Annotated in this window: 21 protein-coding genes; 11 read left to right on the top strand and 10 right to left on the bottom strand. The window is 64.6% G+C overall.

Features of this window, described 5'->3' with window-relative positions; translation table 11 throughout:
- Positions 1–55 precede the first annotated feature (55 nt).
- Complete coding sequence (grpE, locus tag V8J55_RS16685; RefSeq protein WP_037511322.1) at positions 56–589, bottom strand: nucleotide exchange factor GrpE; 534 nt, start codon at positions 587–589, stop codon at positions 56–58.
- Positions 590–594: 5 nt separating this feature from the next.
- Positions 595–1,638: a heat-inducible transcriptional repressor HrcA gene (gene hrcA / locus V8J55_RS16680; RefSeq protein ID WP_336446711.1), complete on the bottom strand. Its 1,044-nt coding sequence runs from the start codon at positions 1,636–1,638 to the stop codon at positions 595–597.
- Between the two features lie 119 nt (positions 1,639–1,757).
- Here hrcA and V8J55_RS16675 point away from each other — a divergent pair, with 119 nt between their 5' ends.
- The 6 genes from V8J55_RS16675 (at position 1,758) to V8J55_RS16650 (ending at position 6,708) form a co-directional block, all read left to right on the top strand.
- Positions 1,758–2,558: a dienelactone hydrolase family protein gene (locus V8J55_RS16675; protein WP_336446710.1), complete on the top strand. Its 801-nt coding sequence runs from the start codon at positions 1,758–1,760 to the stop codon at positions 2,556–2,558.
- Between the two features lie 48 nt (positions 2,559–2,606).
- Positions 2,607–3,323 carry a ribonuclease PH gene (rph, locus tag V8J55_RS16670; protein WP_336446709.1) on the top strand — a complete coding sequence of 239 codons (717 nt, stop codon included), beginning with the start codon at positions 2,607–2,609 and terminating at the stop codon, positions 3,321–3,323.
- A gap of 1 nt (position 3,324) precedes the next feature.
- Positions 3,325–3,951, top strand: a complete 627-nt coding sequence (gene rdgB, locus V8J55_RS16665) for an RdgB/HAM1 family non-canonical purine NTP pyrophosphatase (protein ID WP_336446708.1) — start codon at positions 3,325–3,327, stop codon at positions 3,949–3,951.
- A 58-nt stretch (positions 3,952–4,009) separates the two neighbouring features.
- The gene (locus tag V8J55_RS16660) at positions 4,010–4,528 is read left to right on the top strand and encodes a DUF2239 family protein (protein ID WP_336446707.1); all 519 of its coding nucleotides are present in this window, start codon (positions 4,010–4,012) and stop codon (positions 4,526–4,528) included.
- Positions 4,529–4,562: 34 nt separating this feature from the next.
- On the top strand, positions 4,563–5,708 hold the full coding sequence (gene hemW, locus V8J55_RS16655; protein ID WP_336446706.1) for a radical SAM family heme chaperone HemW: 1,146 nt from the start codon (positions 4,563–4,565) through the stop codon (positions 5,706–5,708).
- 61 nt (positions 5,709–5,769) lie between these two features.
- On the top strand, positions 5,770–6,708 hold the full coding sequence (locus V8J55_RS16650) for a tyrosine recombinase XerC (RefSeq protein ID WP_443030830.1): 939 nt from the start codon (positions 5,770–5,772) through the stop codon (positions 6,706–6,708).
- On the opposite strand, the gene V8J55_RS16645 is transcribed toward V8J55_RS16650, so the two are convergent.
- The 4 genes from V8J55_RS16645 to rsmI are packed head-to-tail and all read right to left on the bottom strand — an operon-like array spanning position 6,705 to position 9,501.
- Positions 6,705–7,310 (bottom strand): DedA family protein, encoded by a 606-nt coding sequence (locus V8J55_RS16645; RefSeq protein ID WP_336446704.1) that lies wholly within the window; start codon positions 7,308–7,310, stop codon positions 6,705–6,707. The two genes, V8J55_RS16650 and V8J55_RS16645, sit on opposite strands and share 4 nt — an antisense overlap.
- Before the next feature lie 22 nt (positions 7,311–7,332).
- On the bottom strand, positions 7,333–8,283 hold the full coding sequence (gene gshB, locus V8J55_RS16640) for a glutathione synthase (protein WP_336446703.1): 951 nt from the start codon (positions 8,281–8,283) through the stop codon (positions 7,333–7,335).
- Positions 8,284–8,293: 10 nt separating this feature from the next.
- A complete protein-coding gene (locus V8J55_RS16635; protein WP_336446702.1) occupies positions 8,294–8,644 on the bottom strand; it encodes a YraN family protein in 351 nt (116 codons plus the stop codon).
- On the bottom strand, positions 8,641–9,501 hold the full coding sequence (gene rsmI / locus V8J55_RS16630) for a 16S rRNA (cytidine(1402)-2'-O)-methyltransferase (protein ID WP_336446701.1): 861 nt from the start codon (positions 9,499–9,501) through the stop codon (positions 8,641–8,643). Before rsmI ends, V8J55_RS16635 begins: the two co-directional genes overlap by 4 nt.
- 61 nt (positions 9,502–9,562) lie before the next feature.
- Here rsmI and V8J55_RS16625 point away from each other — a divergent pair, with 61 nt between their 5' ends.
- Both V8J55_RS16625 and infC read left to right on the top strand, forming a co-directional pair.
- The gene (locus tag V8J55_RS16625; RefSeq protein ID WP_443030835.1) at positions 9,563–10,699 is read left to right on the top strand and encodes a penicillin-binding protein activator; all 1,137 of its coding nucleotides are present in this window, start codon (positions 9,563–9,565) and stop codon (positions 10,697–10,699) included.
- Positions 10,700–10,871: 172 nt separating this feature from the next.
- Entirely contained in the window at positions 10,872–11,408 is a 537-nt protein-coding gene (gene infC / locus V8J55_RS16620) for a translation initiation factor IF-3 (protein ID WP_179495247.1), read from the top strand.
- 44 nt (positions 11,409–11,452) lie between these two features.
- Here the strand turns inward: infC and V8J55_RS16615 are convergent, their stop codons facing one another.
- Both V8J55_RS16615 and V8J55_RS16610 read right to left on the bottom strand, forming a co-directional pair.
- Complete coding sequence (locus V8J55_RS16615; protein WP_336446699.1) at positions 11,453–12,922, bottom strand: PQQ-dependent sugar dehydrogenase; 1,470 nt, start codon at positions 12,920–12,922, stop codon at positions 11,453–11,455.
- Positions 12,923–12,931: 9 nt separating this feature from the next.
- Positions 12,932–13,675 (bottom strand): NRDE family protein, encoded by a 744-nt coding sequence (locus V8J55_RS16610; RefSeq protein WP_336446698.1) that lies wholly within the window; start codon positions 13,673–13,675, stop codon positions 12,932–12,934.
- A gap of 62 nt (positions 13,676–13,737) precedes the next feature.
- On the opposite strand from V8J55_RS16610, the gene V8J55_RS16605 reads away from it, so the two are divergent.
- The 3 genes from V8J55_RS16605 to V8J55_RS16595 are packed head-to-tail and all read left to right on the top strand — an operon-like array spanning position 13,738 to position 15,381.
- Positions 13,738–14,292, top strand: coding sequence for a DUF4287 domain-containing protein (locus V8J55_RS16605; RefSeq protein ID WP_336446697.1), 555 nt, complete (start codon positions 13,738–13,740; stop codon positions 14,290–14,292).
- A 10-nt stretch (positions 14,293–14,302) separates the two neighbouring features.
- Complete coding sequence (locus V8J55_RS16600) at positions 14,303–14,911, top strand: TetR/AcrR family transcriptional regulator (RefSeq protein ID WP_336446696.1); 609 nt, start codon at positions 14,303–14,305, stop codon at positions 14,909–14,911.
- A 20-nt stretch (positions 14,912–14,931) separates the two neighbouring features.
- Complete coding sequence (locus tag V8J55_RS16595; protein ID WP_336446695.1) at positions 14,932–15,381, top strand: hypothetical protein; 450 nt, start codon at positions 14,932–14,934, stop codon at positions 15,379–15,381.
- Between the two features lie 40 nt (positions 15,382–15,421).
- On the opposite strand, the gene V8J55_RS16590 is transcribed toward V8J55_RS16595, so the two are convergent.
- The gene (locus tag V8J55_RS16590) at positions 15,422–16,930 is read right to left on the bottom strand and encodes a S10 family peptidase (protein ID WP_336446694.1); all 1,509 of its coding nucleotides are present in this window, start codon (positions 16,928–16,930) and stop codon (positions 15,422–15,424) included.
- Between the two features lie 97 nt (positions 16,931–17,027).
- Positions 17,028–19,214, bottom strand: coding sequence for an excinuclease ABC subunit UvrB (uvrB, locus tag V8J55_RS16585; protein WP_037511362.1), 2,187 nt, complete (start codon positions 19,212–19,214; stop codon positions 17,028–17,030).
- Position 19,215 lies beyond the last annotated feature (1 nt).

Genomic DNA, 19,215 nt, shown 5'->3' with positions numbered 1-19,215 from the left:
AAAAGAAACCCCGGCTTCCACCGGGGTTTCTTTTTGTCTGCGATATCGCGGCGGCTTACCCCGCCTTTGCGACGCCCACCATCGCGGGGCGCAGCAGGCGATCCTTCAGCATATAGCCCGCCTGCATTTCCTGCACGATCGTGCCCGGCGTCTTGTCGCTCGGGATTTCGAGCATCGCCTGATGCTGGTTCGGGTCGAGCGGCAGGCCGATCGCGGCGATGCGCGTGATGCCGTTGCGTTCGAAGACGCTGAGCAATTCGCGCTCGGTGGCCTCGAGGCCGGTAATCATCGGCTTCATCGCCTCGTCGGCGCGCTGTTCGTCGCTGAGCGCGGCGAGTGCGCGGCCGAGGTTGTCGGCGACCGACAGGATGTCGCGTGCGAACTTCGTCGCGGCATAGGCGTGCGCGTCGGCGACTTCCTTCTCCGCGCGGCGGCGGACATTCTGCGTCTCGGCGCGTGCGTAGAGCAGGTCCTGCTGTACCGCGGCGAGCTGTTCGGCGAGCTGCGCCAGCTCTTCATTGCCTTCGGCGGTTTCAACTTCGGGGTTCGCGCCGTCGTCGACCGGCGTGTCGTTTTCATTGTTCGTCATAAGCCTTATCGTATCAGTCTGGAGAGCGATTGTGCGGTGAAATCCACCATGGGAACGATCCGGGCATAGTTCAAGCGTGTGGGGCCGATGACCCCGACCACGCCGACCACGCGCCCGTCCGATCCGCGATAGGGCGCCGCTATCACGGACGAGCCCGAAAGCGAGAATAATTTATTCTCCGAGCCGATGAAAATCCGGGTTGCGCTGCCCTCGCGCGCGCTGTCGAGCAGTTGCGCGATATCCTGCTTCGTTTCGAGTTCGTCGAGCAATTGCCGCACGCGGTCGAGGTCGCCGACCGCGCTCTCGTCGAGCAGATTCGCCTGGCCGCGGACGATCAGCACCGGACGGTCGGCGCCGTCGGACGACCAGATAGCGAGGCCGCGGCTGACGAGGTCCTGCGCGGCGCGGTCGATTGCGATGCGCTCGGCCTCGATCTCGTGACGCACGCGCGCCATCGCCTCGGTCAGCGTCAGGCCGGCGAGCATCGCCGAGATATAATTGCCCGCTTCGACGAGCGCCGAGGGATTGAGCCCCGCCGGAATGTCGATGACGCGATTCTCGACCGCCCCGTCGCCCGCGACGAGCACGACGAGCGACTGGTTCGCCGACAGCGGTACGAAGGCGAGCTGTTTGAGTACGCGCTCATGCTTGGGCACAAGCACGAGCCCGGCGCACGCTGACAGTCCCGACAGCGCCGAGGTCGCCTGCGCGAGCGCGCTTTCGATCGGGCCGGCGTCGGACAGGCTCGCCTCGATCTGCGCGCGGTCTTCGGCGGAGGGTTCGGCGACCTGCATCATGCCGTCCACGAAGAGGCGGAGGCCCTGTTCGGTCGGCAGGCGGCCGGCGCTGGTGTGCGGGCTGGCGAGCAGGCCGAATTCCTCAAGATCCTGCATGACGTTGCGGATCGACGCGGGCGAGAGGTTGAGCGCCGCGAGCTTCGACAGCGTGCGCGACCCGACCGGCTGGCCGGTCTCCAGATACGCATCGACGACCAGCCGGAACACGTCGCGCGCGCGCGTGGTGAGTTCGGTGATCGGCGGAGTGGTCATATGGGGGATTTAGGGATGGGGAGGGGAAGGGGCAAGCGCGGTGCTTCGCGGCCCATCCAAGAAAAGGAGGTGCAATTGGCGGGCCTTCTGCATAGCCTCCCGCCCCGGGGGAGAAAGTCATGCCAACACACCCGCTTACCCAGGACGACCCGCTCGACGATTTCGAGCACCGCGACATCGTCCTGCTCGGCCGCACGCATCGCGTCTACACGATGGGCCGCGGCCCTGCCGTCATCGTGATGACCGAAATGCCCGGCATCAGCCCGCACGTCACGCGCTTCGCCCGCTGGGTCCGCGATGCGGGCTTTACCGTCTATATGCCGCATATCTTCGGCAAGGACGGCGCGGTGCCGCGGGCGCCTCGCATGTTGTTCACGATGATCGGCGGGTGCATCAGCCGCCAGTTCCGGGCGTTCGAGGCGAACGAGAGCTCACCCGCGACGCTATGGCTGCGCGCGCTCGCGGCACAGGCGCATAAGGAATGCGGCGGCATGGGCGTCGGCGCGATCGGCATGTGCTTCACCGGCAATTTCGCGCTGTCGATGATGCTCGAGCCCGCGGTGCTCGCGCCGGTCCTCGCGCAGCCGTCGCTGCCGCTCAACGACGCGGCGGGCATGCACATTGCGCCGGGCGAACTCGCGGCGGTGAGGGCGCGGATGGAGGCCGAGGACCTCACCGTGCTCGCCTACCGCTTCGAGGGCGACAAATATTGCAAGGCGGCGCGTTTCGCCGCCTATGAGGATGCGCTTGGGGACCGCTTTATCGGCAAGGTGTTGCCCGACAGCGCGGCCAATCCCGACAGTCCGATGAAGAACCCGCACAGCGTCGTCACGATCCACCTGATCGATGAGGCGGGCCAGCCGACGGTGCAGGCGCGCGACGAAATCCTCGATTTCTTCAAGATGCGGTTGAGCGAATGAGGCCGGCGGCCTAAGGGCCACCGCAATCACCAATCGAAAGGAAATTTCATGCGCCCTTCCGGCCGCGCGCCCGACCAGATGCGTCCCATCGTCATCGAAACCGAATTCACCATCCACGCCGAGGGCAGCGTGCTCGTCAGCTTCGGCAACACCAAGGTGCTGGTGACCGCCAGCGTCGACGAAAAGGTGCCGTCATGGATGCGCGGCAAGGGCGCGGGCTGGGTCACCGCCGAATATGGCATGCTGCCCCGCGCGACCCATACGCGCGGTAGCCGCGAAGCCGCAAAGGGCAAGCAGTCCGGGCGGACGCAGGAAATCCAGCGTCTTATCGGGCGGTCTTTGCGCGCCGTCGTGGATATGAAGAAGCTCGGCGAGCGCCAGATCATCATCGACTGCGACGTGATCCAGGCCGATGGCGGCACGCGCACCGCGTCGATCTCGGGCGCGTGGGTCGCGCTCCGCCTCGCGGTCGACAAGCTGCTCGCGGCGAAGACGATCGCCGAGGATCCGATCGAAGACAAGGTCGGCGCGATCTCGTGCGGCATTTATCGGGGCACGCCGGTGCTCGACCTCGATTATGACGAGGATTCGGTCGCCGAGGCCGACGGCAATTTCGTGCTGACCGGCAAAGGCCAGATCGTCGAAGTGCAGGCGAGCGCCGAGGGCGCCACCTATGACGAGGAAGGCTTGCTCCGCCTGCTGCGTCTCGCACGCATCGGCTGCGGCGAGATTTTCGCGGCGCAGGACAAGGCCACGGGTCGCTGAGATGACGCGGAGGCTCGCCCCCGGCAAGCTGGTGATCGCCAGCCATAATGCAGGCAAGGTGCGCGAAATCCGCGCGCTGCTCGAACCCTTCGGGATCGAGCCGGTGTCGGCGGGCGACCTTGGCCTGCCCGAGCCCGAGGAGACGGGGACGAGCTTTCGCGAGAATGCGCTGCTGAAAGCGCATGCGAGCGCGTCGGCGTCGGGGTTGCCCGCGCTCGCCGACGACAGCGGGCTCGAGGTCGCGGCGCTCTGCGGTCGGCCCGGTGTCTACACCGCCGACTGGGCCGAACGGCAATGGTTCGAGGGCAATCCGGGCCGCGACTGGTACATGGCGATGGGCAAGGTCGAAGGCCTGCTCGCGGAGCAGGGCCCCGACGTCGACCGCAGCGCGCGTTTCGTCTGCACCCTCGCGCTCGCCTGGCCCGACGGCCATGCCGAAGTCTTCGAGGGCCGCGCCGAGGGCAGCCTGACCTGGCCGCCGCGCGGGAAACTCGGTTTCGGTTATGATCCGGTCTTCGTTCCGACTGGTAACACGCTGACTTATGCCGAAATCGATCCGGCGGAAAAGCATGCGGTCAGCCACAGGGCCGATGCGTTCGCGAAATTGGTGGCCAACGTTTTCGAATAGATGAAGCATTTTACCCGGGTAAATTGACTTTTATTTTATCCGGGTATAATGGGCCTGCATGACTCAGGAACATGAAACCGTCACTGCCTTTCTCGGCGATGCGCAACTCGCCTCGGGAAGCCGCGAAACCGTCACTCGTACGCTCGAAGATCGCTATCCCGCCGACCTTGGCGCGATCCTTGTCTTCGACGACGCGACCGGGCGGTTGACCGACCTCGATTATTGGGATGCCGCCAAGACCGCACCCGCGCCGCCATCCGCGGGGCGTCCGCGGCTTGGCGTCAAGGCGCGCGAGGTCACGCTGTTGCCGCGGCACTGGGATTGGCTCGCCGCGCAGCCGGGCGGTGCGTCGGCAGCACTGCGCCGGCTGGTCGAAAGTGCGAGCAAGGGCGCCCCCAGCGCAAAGCAGCGGCGCGACACCGCGTATAACTTCATGTGCCACCTTTGCGGCGACCGCCCCGGCTATGAGGAGGCGCTTCGTGCGCTTTACCGCGACGATGATGCGGCTTTTGCCGGACTGATCGCCGGCTGGCCCGAGGATATCCGCCATCATATCGGGCATCTTTTGGGCCGCTAGCTGACATCTGCGGCGCATCGCCTATATGGCGCCCATGGCCGAACCGCTCGCCCTTTATGTCCATTGGCCGTTTTGCGTGTCGAAATGCCCCTATTGCGACTTCAACAGCCATGTGCGCGAAAGCGTTGATCAGGCGGGGTGGCGCGATGCGTTGCTGGCCGATTTGCGGCATGAGGCCGCGTTGCTGCCGGAGCGCACGGTCGGCTCGATCTTCTTTGGCGGCGGTACGCCAAGCCTGATGCCGCCCGCGACCGTCGCGGCGGTGATCGCCGCCGCTGAGGAAGCTTGGGGTTTAACGAGCGATGTCGAGATCACGCTGGAGGCGAACCCCAATTCGGTCGAGGTCGCCAATTTCGCTGACCTCGCCGCCGCTGGGGTCAATCGCGTTTCGATAGGCGTCCAGAGCTTCGATTCGGAAGTGCTTGAATTTCTTGGCCGCGCGCACAGCGAGGATGAGGCACGCCGCGCCATCGCCACCGCGCAGGAACATTTCGCGCGCGTCAGCTTCGACCTGATCTACGCGCGGCCCGGCCAGTCGATGGCGGCGTGGGAAAGCGAACTGGCGGGCGCACTCGCCTTCGGCACCGACCATCTTTCGCTTTATCAGCTTACCATAGAGCCCGGCACGCGCTTCGCGACGCTTGCGGCGAAGGGCGACCTCACCATCCCCGACGGCGACGCCGCCGCCGACCTGTTCGACGCGACGCAGGCGATGACGCGCGCCGCGGGGCTGCCGCGCTACGAAGTGTCGAACCACGCGCGCGTCGGGCAGGAGAGCCGCCACAATCTCGCTTACTGGCGCTACGCCGATTATGCGGGCATCGGCCCCGGAGCGCACGGGCGGCGACTGGGGCAGGCGACCGAGCGGCACAAGAAGCCCGAGAATTTCGTCGCGGCCGTCGAACGTAACGGCCACGGGTTGAAGGTCGAAACCGACCTGCCGGCGCACGAGCGCGCGACGGAGGCGATGCTAATGGGGCTGCGGTTGACCGAAGGGATCGATCTGGCGCGGATCGAGTTACGCAGCGGGCTGGCGCGCGAAGCTTTCGTCGATGACGGCGCGGTGGCGCGGTTGGCGCGGCAGGGGTTGATGACCCAGAACGGCGACCGGCTGGCGGTCACCGATGACGGCATCCTCCTGCTGGACTCGATCCTTTCCGAGGTGGTTCGGACCGGCTAGACTCTTAAAACCCGTTCGCATCGAGCGAAGTCGAGATGCCCCTCGGGCTCGCGCGACGCCGATGGGTGTCTCGACTTCGCTCGTCACGAGCGGGGGTACAGGAGTTGGTTTGGCGCAAGATTTGATCCGCGACTGGGATGCCCATCTGGCGCACGAGAAGCGTCGGTCGGAGCATACGCGCCGCGCCTATATCGCGACCGCGGAGCGGTTTTGCGCCTTCCTGTCGCGCCATCGCGGCGGCGCCGTCGATGCGGGCATTTTGAAGGCACTGACTCCAAACGACCTCCGCGCCTATCTGGCCGACCGGCGTGCCGAGGGGCTGGGCAATGCGTCGGCGGCGCGCGAGCTTTCGGCGCTGCGCGGGTTCCTACGCTTTGTCGGCGGGTCGGGTGCGAGCGTGCCGCAGATGCGCGGGCCGCGCGTCAAGAAGGGCCTGCCGCGCCCGGTCTCGCCCGCCGAGGCTCTCGCGCTGGCGCAGGATGTCGAGGATAATGCCCGCGAGGGCTGGGTCGGCGCGCGCGATTTTGCGCTGCTCTTGCTGCTCTATGGCGCCGGTCTGCGCATCGGTGAGGCGCTGTCGCTGACCGGCGCGGTGTTGCCGCTCGGCGAGACGCTGCGCGTGACGGGCAAACGCGGCAAGACGCGGATCGTGCCGATCTTGCCCGCGGTCGCGAGCGCGGTGTCACGCTATGTCGAAGCTTGCCCTTATCCGATTGCCAAAGAGACACCGATCTTCCTCGGCGCGCGGGGCGGACCGCTCCAGCCCGGCGTGGTGCGCGCGAGCGTGCGCTCGGCGCGGCGCGCGCTGGGCCTTCCCGAACGCACGACGCCGCACGCCCTGCGCCACAGTTTCGCGACGCATCTGCTCGCGGGCGGCGCAGATCTGCGCAGTCTGCAGGAATTGCTCGGTCATGCGAGCCTCGCCTCGACGCAGGTCTACACAGCGGTCGATGCCGCCCACCTGCTCGACATCTACCGGAGCGCGCATCCCCGCGCTTAGTCGATCCGCTTCGCCTTCCATGTGATGACCCGGTAGATATAGACGACGAGGAGCGAGCCGATGGCGACGAGGGCGAGTGGGCCGACGAACGCGTCGAGGTTCGCGAACTGCTTGCCGAACCAATTGCCTGCGCCGGCGAGCGCGGCGATCCAGATCGTCGAGCCGGCGGCGGTCCAGATCAGGAATTTGAGCTGGTTCATCCCCACCATTCCCGCGGGCAGCGACACCATCGTCCGCGCAACGGGCATGAAGCGCGCGATGAAGACGATCGCGGGGCCATATTTCAGGAAGAAATTGTGCAGCCGTTCGACCTCGTCCCAGTCGAGCGTCAGCCAGCGGCCGTGGCGATCGACGAAGGGTCTGAGCCGCTCATAGCCGATCCATCTCCCGATCGCGTACCAGATCCAGTTGCCCGCCGTAGTCCCTGCGACCGCGACCGCAACGAGCGTCCAGAAATCGAAGCGGCCCTGCGCGACCGCGATCCCGCCGAGGCCCATGATCACTTCGGACGGGATCGGCGGAAAGACGTTCTCGAGGAACATGAGGGCGAAAATCCCCACATAGCCCCAGCTCTGGATCAGATTCAGGATGAAATCGGTCATGGCGGGAAAACGCGCGGGCGGCTCAGCCGATCCGTCGCTTGATCGCGTCCCAGATCATTCCCGCCGTATCGCTGTTGTTGAACCGATCGATCGCGACGATCCCGGTGGGCGAAGTGACGTTGATTTCGGTGAGCCATTCGCCGCCGATCACGTCGATGCCGACGAAGACGAGCCCACGTTCGCGCAGCTGCGGGCCGAGCACGTCGCAAATCTCTTGTTCGCGTGGGGTCAGCTCGGTGGCTTCGGCAAAGCCGCCGACCGCAAGGTTCGAGCGGAATTCGCCTTCGCCGGGCTTGCGGTTGATCGCGCCCGCGACCTCGCCGTCAACAAGCACGATGCGCTTGTCGCCCTTCGATACGCTCGGCAGGAATTGCTGGACCATGAAGGGTTCGGGCCAAACCTGTCCGAACAGCTCGACGAGCGCGCCCAAATTGCTGCCGTCGGCGTCGATGCGGAATACCGCCTTGCCGCCATTGCCGTGGAGCGGCTTGATTACAACGGCGCCATGGCGCGCCTGAAAATCCTTCACCGCGTCGAGGCTGCGCGTGACCATCGTCGGCGGCATGAACTCGGGGAAATCGAGCACGAACACCTTTTCTGGCGCGTTGCGGACCGAAACGGGGTCGTTCACGACGAGCGTTTCATTGGCGATGCGCTCGAGCAGCCATGTGCCGGTGAGATAGCCGAGGTCGAAGGGCGGATCCTGCCGCATCAGCACGACGTCGACGTCGCGGCCGAGGTCGATCAGCACTTCATCGCCGAATTTATAGTGCGCGCCCGGTTCACGCTTTGCTTCGAGGATGCGGTGCGCCTTCGTCGTGAGCCGTCCGGCTTCCCACGTCAGGCCGCGCACATCGTAATGATAGAGCTCGTAGCCGCGTTCGAGCGCCTTCAGGATCAACGCAAAACTGCTGTCGCCCCCGATGTTGATATTGTCCATCGGGTCCATTTGTACCGCGGCGCGCAGGGTCATTATTTCTTCCTCAGGGTTGCCAGACGTGGACCAGATGGCGTGGCAGGCGCCTTGGCGCAAGGAGCATCACGTCGATCCTGATGTCGTCGCGCGGGCCGGCGAAGCGCGGGCGCAGCATTTCGGCGGCGGCGGCGACGCGGCGCAGGCGATATTGGTCGATGGCAAGGTCGAGATCGGCAGCGCGGTCGCGCCATTTGACCTCGATGAAGGCGATCGTGCGCCCGCGCCGCGCGACAAGGTCGACTTCGCCGACGGGGACGCGCAGCCGCTCGCCGATGATGCGCCAGCCGTGGAGGCGCAGCCACCAGGCGGCGCGGCGTTCGGCCTTGCGGCCGCGGGCTTCGGCGGCGGCGCGGTTCAAGCCTGCTCTTTCAGCGTCAGCGCACGCGCATAGACGTCATGGCGGTCGAGGCCGAAGCGTTTGGCGACCGCCTTCGCCGCCTGCGCGACGGGTTTGTCGGCCATCGCTTCGCGGAGCGCCGCGTCGAGCGTTGCATCGTCGGCTTCCTCGGTAGCCGCTTCGCCGGGCGGGCCGACGATGACGACGATCTCGCCCTTGGGCGGCGCGTCGGCGTAGCGCGCGGAAAGCTCGGTCAGCGTGCCGGTGACGCATTCCTCGAACATCTTGCTGATCTCGCGCGCGACCGCCGCCTCGCGGTCGCCGAGCGCTTCGGCCATCGCCGCCAGCGACGCCGACAGCCGCGGCCCGCTTTCGTAGAAGACCAAAGTCGCGCGCAGCCCGGCGAATTCGGCGAGCGTGTCGGCGCGCGCCTTCGTCTTGTTCGGCAGGAAGCCCGCGAAGAGGAAACGGTCGCTCGGCAGCCCCGACAGGGTGATCGCGGCGATCGCGGCGCAGGGGCCGGGCAGGGTGGTAACGTGGCGCCCCGCCGCGCGTGCGTCGCGCACCAGCTTGTATCCCGGGTCCGAAATCAGCGGGGTGCCGGCATCCGACACCAAAACGACAACTTCTTGGCTCATCCGCGCAACCAGCGCGGCGCGGGTGCGTTCGTCGCTATGATCATGATAGGGGGTCATCGGCACACGCAATCCCAGATGCGACAGCAATTTCGCGGTCACACGCGTGTCCTCCGCGGCGATCACGCCGGCGGAGGCGAGCGTCGTCGCCGCGCGCGCGCTGATGTCGCCAAGGTTGCCGATGGGCGTCGCGACGATATAGAGACCGGGCAAGGGAGAATCTGAGATGTTCGAATCTGGCATGACGCCGAAAATGGCAGAAACTGCCGACCAGCGCCAAAACAAAGCATCGCCGCGTCGTCAGATGCTGCGCGGGCTCGGCGTGATGGCGATGGCGGGTCTGCTCGCGGCATGTCAGGTCGTGCCCAAGTCCAACGGCCCGGCGACCCCGCCGCCGCCGACGAACCCCGACGACAATGTCGGCCCCGGTCTGCCGACCGATACCGATCGCCACCGCGTTGCACTGCTCGTGCCGCAGACGGGCCCGAACGCCGACGTCGGTACCGCAATCGCCAATGCGACGACGCTCGCGCTGCTCGATTCGCGCACCGAACGTGTCCGCATCACCACCTATGACACCGCGCTCGGTGCGGCGGCGGCGGCGCGGCAGGCGGTGGCCGACGGCAACAAGCTGATCCTCGGCCCGCTGCTCAGCGAGGATGTCACCGCGGTGGCGCCGATCGCGCGCGGGGCGAAGGTGCCGGTGCTGAGCTTCTCGAACGACAGTAGCGTTGCGGGCAATGGCGTCTTCATCATGGGCTTCGTCCCCGGTCAGTCGGTCGAACGCGTCGTCGCCTTTTCGCGCGCCAAGGGTCATCAGCGCTTCGGCGCGCTCGTGCCCAAGAATGTCTATGGCGACCGTTCGGCGGCGGCGTTCCGCGCCGCGGTGGCCGAAGCGGGCGGCACGCTCGTCGCGGTCGAAAGCTATGACCGCAGCGCGACCGCGCTGACGGGTGCGGCGAGGCGGATCGCCAATGCGGGTGCGATGGACGCGGTGCTGATCGCCGACAGCGGCGGCAACGCCATTCGCGCGGTGCCCGTGATCAAGACGACGGGGAACAAGCAGATCCTCGGCACCGAACTGTGGAATACCGATGCCGCGCTCGGCAGCAGCGCGGTGATGCGCGGGTCGTGGTTCGCCAGCGTGTCGGACGGCCTCTACGGCCAGCTTGCGACCAAATATCGCACGCGTTTCGGGAAGGCGCCGTACCGGCTCGCCAGCCTGGGCTATGACTCGGTGTTGCTGACGGTGCGCATCGCGCGCGACTGGAAGCCGGGGACCAATTTTCCCGCGAACCGCCTGCTCGCCGCCGACGGTTTCGGCGGCATCGACGGCATCTTCCGCTTCAGTAACAGGGGTATCGCCGAGCGCGCGCTCGAGGTCAGCGAAATCGGTGCGGGCGGCTTCCGCGTCGTCGATCCCGCGCCGACCAAATGGTAGTCGTCCGCTGACAGTGGCAGACCGGCCACAGTCGGTCCGAAAAGCGTTATAAGGTGAGTGCGGCGGCCTTTACGACGGCGCTTTGATCACTATATGACCACCACGCGTGTTTTTGCGTCGATGCTGCACGCCTATTTTAAATGTTCCAGGAGATACAGCTATACCACCGCCCATGACCCGTCGCCCAATGGCACCGATGCCGCCGAAAAACGGCCCGCGTTACAACGAATTTATCGCCTCCCCCAAAGTCCGCGTGATCGACGAGGAAGGCGAAAATCTGGGCGTGATGCTGACGGCCGAAGCGATCGAGCAGGCGGCCGAGGTTGGTCTCGACCTGGTGGAAGTATCCCCGAACGCCGATCCGCCGGTGTGCAAGTTCCTCGACGTCGGCAAGTTCAAATATGAGGCGCAGAAAAAGGCGAACCTCGCACGCAAGAGCCAGAAGACGCAGGAAATCAAAGAGATCAAGATGCGTCCGAATATCGACGATCATGATTTCGATGTGAAGATGAAGAAGGTCTTCGACTTCCTCGAGGAAGGCGACAAGGTCAAGATGACCATGCGTTTCCGCGGCCGCGAAATGAGCCACACGCAGCTCGGCCTCAACGTGCTCCAGCGCGTTGCCGAATTGACGTCGGAAATCGCGAAGGTCGAGGCGCATCCGCGCACCGAAGGCCGCCAGATGCTGATGGTCATCGCGCCGAAATAGCCGCAGGCAATTTTGTGGGGAACGGCCTTCGGCGAAGGCTGTTCCTAGCTTCCGGCGACGACTTCATAGATCGAGCCGCCGCGGTCGAGAATGAACAGCTTCCCGTCGGCGGTCGCGGCAAAGCTCCTGACTGCAGACATCCCCCCGCTATTGGGCGTGAAATCCGCCTTGCGTAAGGAGTAGGCGGCAGACGGAAGCGTTGTCGTCGCGCCGAGCAGTTGACTGGCGTCGATCGTCCAGATGCTCCCCATGCTATTGCCGTTGAGCAGTTGGGCATCGGCGAAGATCAATTGCCCGCGAAGCGAAGTAATCGGCCCGTTATACACGGGTCCCAAGATGATGCCGCCGCTCTGTTTTAATCCTGCGCCGAAGGCGATCTCCAGCACGGGCGCGATCAGGCCAGCCGGCTCGGGGGGAAATACGGCGGTATTGCCCTCGCGGTAAGGATATCCGAAACTAACGACCGGTCCGTTGATATCGAAACGATCGATTTCCCCTGTCACCTTGAGGCCGGTATCGCCAATCAGGAGCGTGTTTCCGACGAAGGTGCCGCTTGCCGGTCCGAATAGACCCTTCGCAGCCAGGTCATAGCTATATTGCGATGGCGCTCCGGGGGAGGCGTTGCGGCGGATGCGGATGAGCTTGCCGCGGTAGGTGTCGTCGGCGTGCGCGCCTTCGTCATTGTTGGTATAACGCGCGGCGCCCCGGCCATAATATAGGTCGCCGTTGGGCGCGAAGCCCAGCCAGCCGGCCTGCGTGATCGGGAGGACCTGTTGAGGGAAGGTGGCGACTTCGATGGAATTGCTTGCCGAGCCCGGATCGGCCTTCGCGCGGTCCAGTGCATAGACCGAGGTTTCGGTCGGGGTCTGGAGCGAGACATACAGCAGGCCATCGTTCGCATAATCGGGCGATGCAGCCATGTTCAACAGGCCGGCCGATCTGAATCCGCTCTTGCTTATGACGCGGGTATATAATGTTCGTGTTCTCGCCGCCGGATCGAAATAATAGATCGAGCCGTCGCCCTCGGCCACGAAAAGGCGTGAATCGCCCGGTATCGCCGACATTGTGACAGTCTGTTCGAGGCCGGCGAAGATGCGATTGACCACTATGCCTTCGCGGCTGTTCGTCACCGTGACAGCCAGAGGCTGTGATACGCTGGTCCTTCCGTCGCTTACCGAGATTTGTATCAGATAGATATTATCGCCATTCTCGTCGGCGGGGTTGTCGAAATCGGGCGCGGAGAGGAAATTCAGAAGCCCGCTTGCGGTGATCGAAAAGCGCGTCGCATCGGTGCCCCCGATCGAAAAGGTCAGCGTATTGCCATCGGGGTCGGTCGCCGTCGCCTGAAAGGCCAGCGTTGCATTCTCAACCGTGGAAACCGAAGTCGCCGACGTGAGCGTCGGTGGCTGGTTGGGCGGGATGACCACCGGCGGATCGCCACCACCATCGCCGCAACTCGAAAGCAAGATGCCCGAAAGGACGGAAAGCGCCGCAGCGTGGAATTTTTTCCCCATCCATTTAGTCTAATCGGCTGTTTTTAATGCGTCAATTCTGAAAGATATCTGTCCCGTTACTGTGCCGCTCTTGTCGAAGGACCGTTCGGCGATTACACAGGTCCCGTTGTTGTCCAGCGCGACGACGCTGCTGCACCGTGTGCCATAGACTGGGCCGCGCAGGAACAGCGCGGGCTCGTCGTCGGCCGCAAGCAGATCGAGTAGTGCGACCGGATCGCCTACCTGCTCCATGGTCGCCATGAGAGCGGTGCGCAGCCGTTCCGCACGATCGCACGGCCGGTCCACCGGTTCGTTGGCAAGCGCGTGGACGCCCGTCCCCAGCGATGCGACAAGGGGCTGTGGCCGGTTTGTCAACAGGCGCGGCGTTCCATCGATCGCGAACAGATTAAATGCGTTGAAGCTATCGAGATCGGCCTCTGCCGGTTGAGCGAAGCGCCCGTGGCCGCGCAGCAGGTCGACCACCAGCGCGCCGCGCGATTCCTTTGCGGGATCGGGCAAGGCACCGCGGACATTGGTCACCACGACGATGCGTCCGCTGGGCCGATGCAAGCCGAGCCAGGTTCCCCCGGCTTGCAGGTCGCGGCCGGCGACGATGCCGCTGCCGTCATCCCATTCGGCGAGTGGTGCAGCAGGACGCGCGTGAAACTCGTCGCGATTGCCGATGAGGATGAGGGGCCAGTCGGGATGGGCTTTGTGAGCAAGGGCAACGACACACATGCCAGTGCATATCGGGGCTCGCCAACCGCTTGCCAAGCATCTTGACAAATTTCTTGATTGAATGTTCAATCAACTCATCTTGACGAGGGAGGACGGCGATGGCCGACGAATTCGAGAAGATGGGCGAAAGCCTCCGGGCCAAGACCGGCAAGGCGCTCGATGAATGGGTCGCCGCGGCGCGCGCGACCGGCATTTCCGGGCACATGGCGCTGGTGAACCACCTGAAATCGGAACATGGGCTCGGCCACGGCTATGCCAATATGATCGTGCATGCCGCCAACGAATCATCTTCGCTGTCGCAAGATGGCGATGCCTTGGTCGCGGCGGCGTTCGACGGCGCCAGGGCGCATTGGCGGCCGCTCTATGACCGGCTGATCCTGTTGGTGAAGGGCTTCGGCGACGACGTCGAACTGGCGCCGAAGAAAGGCTATGTCAGTCTGCGCCGCAAGAAGCAGTTCGCGCTGCTCCAGCCGTCGACCAAGGACCGCTTCGACATCGGCCTTGCGCTGAAGGGCGATGAGCCCGCAGGCAAGCTCGAAGCCGCGGGGAGCTGGAATGCGATGGTCTCGCACCGCGTGCGCATCGCCGCAGGTGAAAACGCAGGCGACGATGTGGCGGGCTGGCTCCGCGCCGCCTATGATCGCGCCGGATAGGGGAAGGCCATTGAACGCCGCCGACACCCGCCAGCGCATCCTGATGACCGCGATGGAGCTGTTCTGGGAGAAGGGCTATCTCTCGACCTCGGTCGCCGACATCCTCTCGCGCAGCCAGGTCCATTCGGGCAGCCTCTATCATTTCTTTCCGGGCAAGCAGGATGTGCTCGTCGGGGTGCTCGAACTCTATCGCGACGGGATCGACGAGATGCTGCTCGCGCCGAACTGGGAGGGGGTCGACGATCCGATCGACAAGATATTCGCGCTGCTCGCAGGCTATCGCACGCACCTGATCGTCACCGATTGCACCTATGGTTGCCCGATCGGCAGCCTCGCGCTCGAAATCCATGAGCCCGACCCGGTGGTGCGCGATTTGATGGCGGCGAACTTCAGCAATTGGTCGACCGCGATCGCGGGTTGCTTCGATGCCGCCGCCGACCGGCTGCCGAAGGACGTCGACCGCAAGGCGCTCGGCGAATTCGTGCTGACGGTGATGGAGGGCGCGGTGATGCAGGCACGCACTTACCGCGACATCGGCTATTTCGACCGCAACATTGCTGTATTGCGTGACTATATCACCACGTTGATGGCGACGGCAAAGGATGATAGCTTCGCCTGACTTTCTGGAGGGGAAGACATATGATGACCGAAGTGCGCAAAACGCCCTGGCACCTGTGGGTGGTCGGGATATTCGGCCTGCTGTGGAATCTGATGGCGGTGACCGACTACACCTTCGCAAAGATGAAGAGCGACTGGTATATGAAGGAGATGGGCGGCTTTACGCCCGAGCAGATCGCCTGGTTTGGCGACTTCCCGATGTGGGCCAACATCGGCTGGGCGCTCGGCGTCTGGGGAAGCTTTGCCGGGTCGCTGTTGCTGCTGATGCGCAGCCGGCATGCGGTCAGCGCGTTCCTCGTCTCGGCGGCGGGGCTGCTGTTGATGACCCTCTATCAATTCGTGCTGAAGAAGGAGGAGTTCACGGGGCTTTTCGGTCCGGGCCCGATGTATTTCGCCATCGTGATCTGGGTGATCCTGATCGCGCTCTTCTTCTACGCGCGGCGGCAGGCCGCGGCGGGCGTGCTGCGCTGAAACGAAAAAGGGGCGCCCCCCGCGGCGCCCCTGATCGTTCCTATCGCGCGCGGATGAAGGCGCGGATATCGGCCGATAATTTGTGCCGGTCCTCGTCGCGAATATACATCATGTGGCCCGCGCCATAATAGGTGTAGCTGATGCGATCCTGTGGGATGCCGGTGCGTGACAGCGCATATTCGGCAGCGAAAAAGGGCGTCGCGAAATCATAATAGCCCTGCGCGACGAGCACCTTCAGCCCCGAATTTTCGCGTAGCGCCTGGCCGATATAGGGTGCGACATTCAGATAGCTATTGCTGTCGCGATCGCCGATACGCCAGTCCCATTGCCCGCCGATGCGGCCGATCGACTGATATTCGCGGTCGGTCTTGAACCCCAGCCCGTCGCGGCTCCAGCTGTTGATCGCGGCGGTATAGCTCGCGTCGATGCCATAGAAGCTCGGGTCGTTGTCGGGGCCTTCGCCCGCGCTGTCATAATCCTTGCCGGTGTAGCGGCTGTCGAGGCGGCCGACGGTGAGCCCACGGTCGCGGAGCAGTTCCTTGTAGAAACGGTTCGGCGTGACGCGGAGGTCGGCGCTTTCGAGATAGGTTTCCGATAGCCCGGTGAAGCGCGACAGCTCGCGGCGGATCGCGGCGCGCTCCTCACCCTGCAATTTCTGGCCCTTGAGGAGGGCGGTCGCATACGGGCCGATCGCCCATTGCCGCGCTTCCTCGGCAAAGGCTTCGGGCGACGCGGCGGTCGCCTTGCCATGATAGAGCGCGGTGACCGCCATCGACGGCAGATTGGTGATCGGCGACAGCTCGTTGCCCGGTGTGTCCGCGCCCGCCGCGAAATCGAGCACGGTCGAAATCAGGATGATGCCGTTCAGCGCGACGTCGTTGTACGTCTCGTTCATCAGCTGGTTCGCGACCGCGGCCGAACGCGTCGTGCCATAGCTCTCGCCGCCGAGATATTTCGGGCTGTTCCAGCGGCCGTTGTCGTTGAGCCAGCGGCGGATCACCTCGGCGACGAGCTTCGCGTCCTGCGTGACGCCGTAATAATCCTTGGGGTCGGCCTTGCCGATCAGGTGCGAGAAACCCGTGCCCGGCGGATCGATGAAGACCACATCGGTCACATCGAGCAGCGCATCGGGATTGTCGACGATCGGATAGGGCGGCGCGCCGTCGTCGACGCCGGTGCCGGGGATCGCGACACGCTTCGGCCCGAACGCCCCCATCATCAGCCAGACGGTGCCCGATCCGGGGCCGCCGTTGAACAGGAAGGTGATCGGCCGGCTCGGATCACGCGGCTCCTTGACGTAGGAGGTGGTGACGACCGCGACTTCGGGAACGCCATCCTTGTTCTTGATGATCGTCTCGCCGATCGTCGCGGCATAGTTGATCCGCTGGCCGCCGAAGGTGCCCGACAGCTTTGTCGTGCGGACTTGCGGCTCATAATCGACGGATTTCTCGGCTTTCGCCTTCTCGTCAGCGGGCTTGTCCTGCGCGTAAAGCGCGGCAGGCGTGGTGGCGGCAAGCGCCAGGGCGATAAGCGACAGACCTGTTTTCATTGATGGTTCTCCCCGTTGCGGGGCGGACCCTAGGCAGGCGAAGCGACGGGAGCAAGGACGCTCATCGGAAAACGTATACGTTTTGTCGAAGCGGGCCTCACCGCCCCCACTTCGTCTTGCTCTGCTTCCCGAACCGCCCCTTGCGCGTCCCCGGCTTACCCTCGTTCGAGCGCCCGACGCGCGGCGCGACTTGTTGATCGACGGGCAGGCCAAGTTCGTCGGCCTCCAGTTTACGGATCTCGTCGCGGAGCCGCCCGGCTTCCTCGAACTCGAGGTCGGCGGCGGCGTCGCGCATCTTCTTTTCCAGGTCCTGGATATAGGCGCGGAGGTTATGCCCGACCATGTGCGCGGGCTTGTCCTCGCCGATGTCGATCGTGACCTGATCCTTCGACGCGACGTGGGCGATGATGTCGCCGATGTTGCGCTTGATCGTCGTCGGGGTGATGCCGTGCTCGGCGTTATAGGCTTCCTGCTTTTCGCGGCGGCGGTCGGTTTCGCGCATCGCGCGTTCCATGCTGCCGGTGATGCGGTCGGCGTAGAGGATGACGCGGCCGTCGACGTTGCGCGCGGCGCGGCCGATCGTCTGGACGAGGCTGGTCTCGCTGCGCAGGAAACCCTCCTTGTCGGCGTCGAGGATCGCGACGAGCCCGCATTCGGGAATATCGAGCCCTTCGCGCAGCAGGTTGATGCCGATGAGCACGTCGAACACCCCAAGGCGGAGGTCGCGGATGATCTCGATGCGCTCGAGCGTCTCGACGTCGGAGTGCATGTAGCGGACCTTCAGCCCCGCTTCGTGGAGGAATTCGGTGAGGTCTTCGGCCATGCGCTTGGTCAGCGTCGTGACGAGGGTGCGATAGCCCGCGGCGGCGGTCTTCTTCGCCTCGACGATCAGGTCGTCGACCTGTTCCTCGACCGGCTTGATCTCGACCGGCGGGTCGATCAGGCCGGTGGGGCGGATCACCTGTTCGGCGAAGACGCCCTGCGTACGGTCCATTTCCCACGTGCCCGGAGTCGCCGACACGCTGACCGTCTGCGGGCGCATCATGTCCCATTCGGCGAAGCGCAGCGGGCGGTTGTCGATGCAACTCGGCAGGCGGAAGCCATATTCGGCGAGGGTGATCTTGCGGCGGTGATCGCCCTTCGACATCGCGCCGATCTGCGGGATCGTCTGGTGGCTCTCGTCGACGAAGAGCAATGCGTTGTCGGGAAGATATTCGAACAGGGTCGGCGGCGGCTCGCCGGGCAGGCGGCCGGTGAGGAAGCGGCTGTAATTCTCGATCCCGGCGCAGCTTCCCGTCGCGGCGATCATCTCGAGGTCGAAATTGGTGCGCTGCTCGAGCCGCTGCGCCTCGAGCAGGCGCCCTTCGGTCTCGAGTTCCTTAAGCCGCTCGGTCAGCTCGTGCCGGATCGCCTCGCTCGCCTGCTTCAACGTCGGCCCCGGGGTCACATAGTGCGAGTTGGCGAAGACGCGGACATAGTTGAGGGTCGCGATCTTCTTGCCCGTCAGCGGGTCGAACTCGGTGATCTCCTCGATCTCGTCGCCGAAGAAGCTGACGCGCCACGCCATGTCCTCATAGTGCGACGGGAAGATTTCGAGGCTGTCGCCGCGTACGCGGAAATTGCCGCGCGCGAAGGCCTGGTCGTTGCGCTTGTACTGGAGCGCGACGAGCTTGCGGATGATCTCGCGATTGTCGGCGACCTGGCCCTTTTTGAGGTCGAAGATCATCGCGGAGTAAGTTTCGACCGAGCCGATGCCGTAGAGGCACGATACCGACGCGACGATGATCACATCGTCGCGTTCGAGCAGCGCGCGCGTCGCCGAGTGGCGCATGCGGTCGATCGCCTCGTTTACGCTCGACTCTTTCTCGATGTAGGTGTCCGACCGCGGCACATAGGCCTCGGGCTGGTAATAGTCGTAATAGCTGACGAAATATTCGACCGCATTGTTCGGAAAGAAGCTCTTGAACTCGCCATAAAGCTGCGCCGCGAGGATCTTGTTCGGTGCGAGGATGAGGGCGGGACGCTGCAATTCGTCGATGACTTTCGCCATCGTGAAGGTCTTGCCCGACCCCGTGACGCCGAGCAGCACCTGATCGCGCTCGCCGTCGAGCGCGGTGGAGACGAGTTCCTTGATCGCGGTTGGCTGGTCGCCCGCGGGCTCATAGTCGCTAACTAGCTCGAATCGCTTGCCGCCTTCGACCTTGTCGGGGCGCGCCGGGCGATGCGGGACATAGCCCTCCGCCGTGTCGATTTCATCGAGCGATGTACGAATCTGAATTGCCATT

Source organism: Sphingopyxis sp. CCNWLW2 (genome assembly GCF_037095755.1).
Classification (GTDB): Bacteria; Pseudomonadota; Alphaproteobacteria; order Sphingomonadales; family Sphingomonadaceae; genus Sphingopyxis.
The sequence above is the reverse complement of the archived record's forward strand: the minus strand, read 5'-3'. Positions and strand labels throughout refer to the sequence as shown.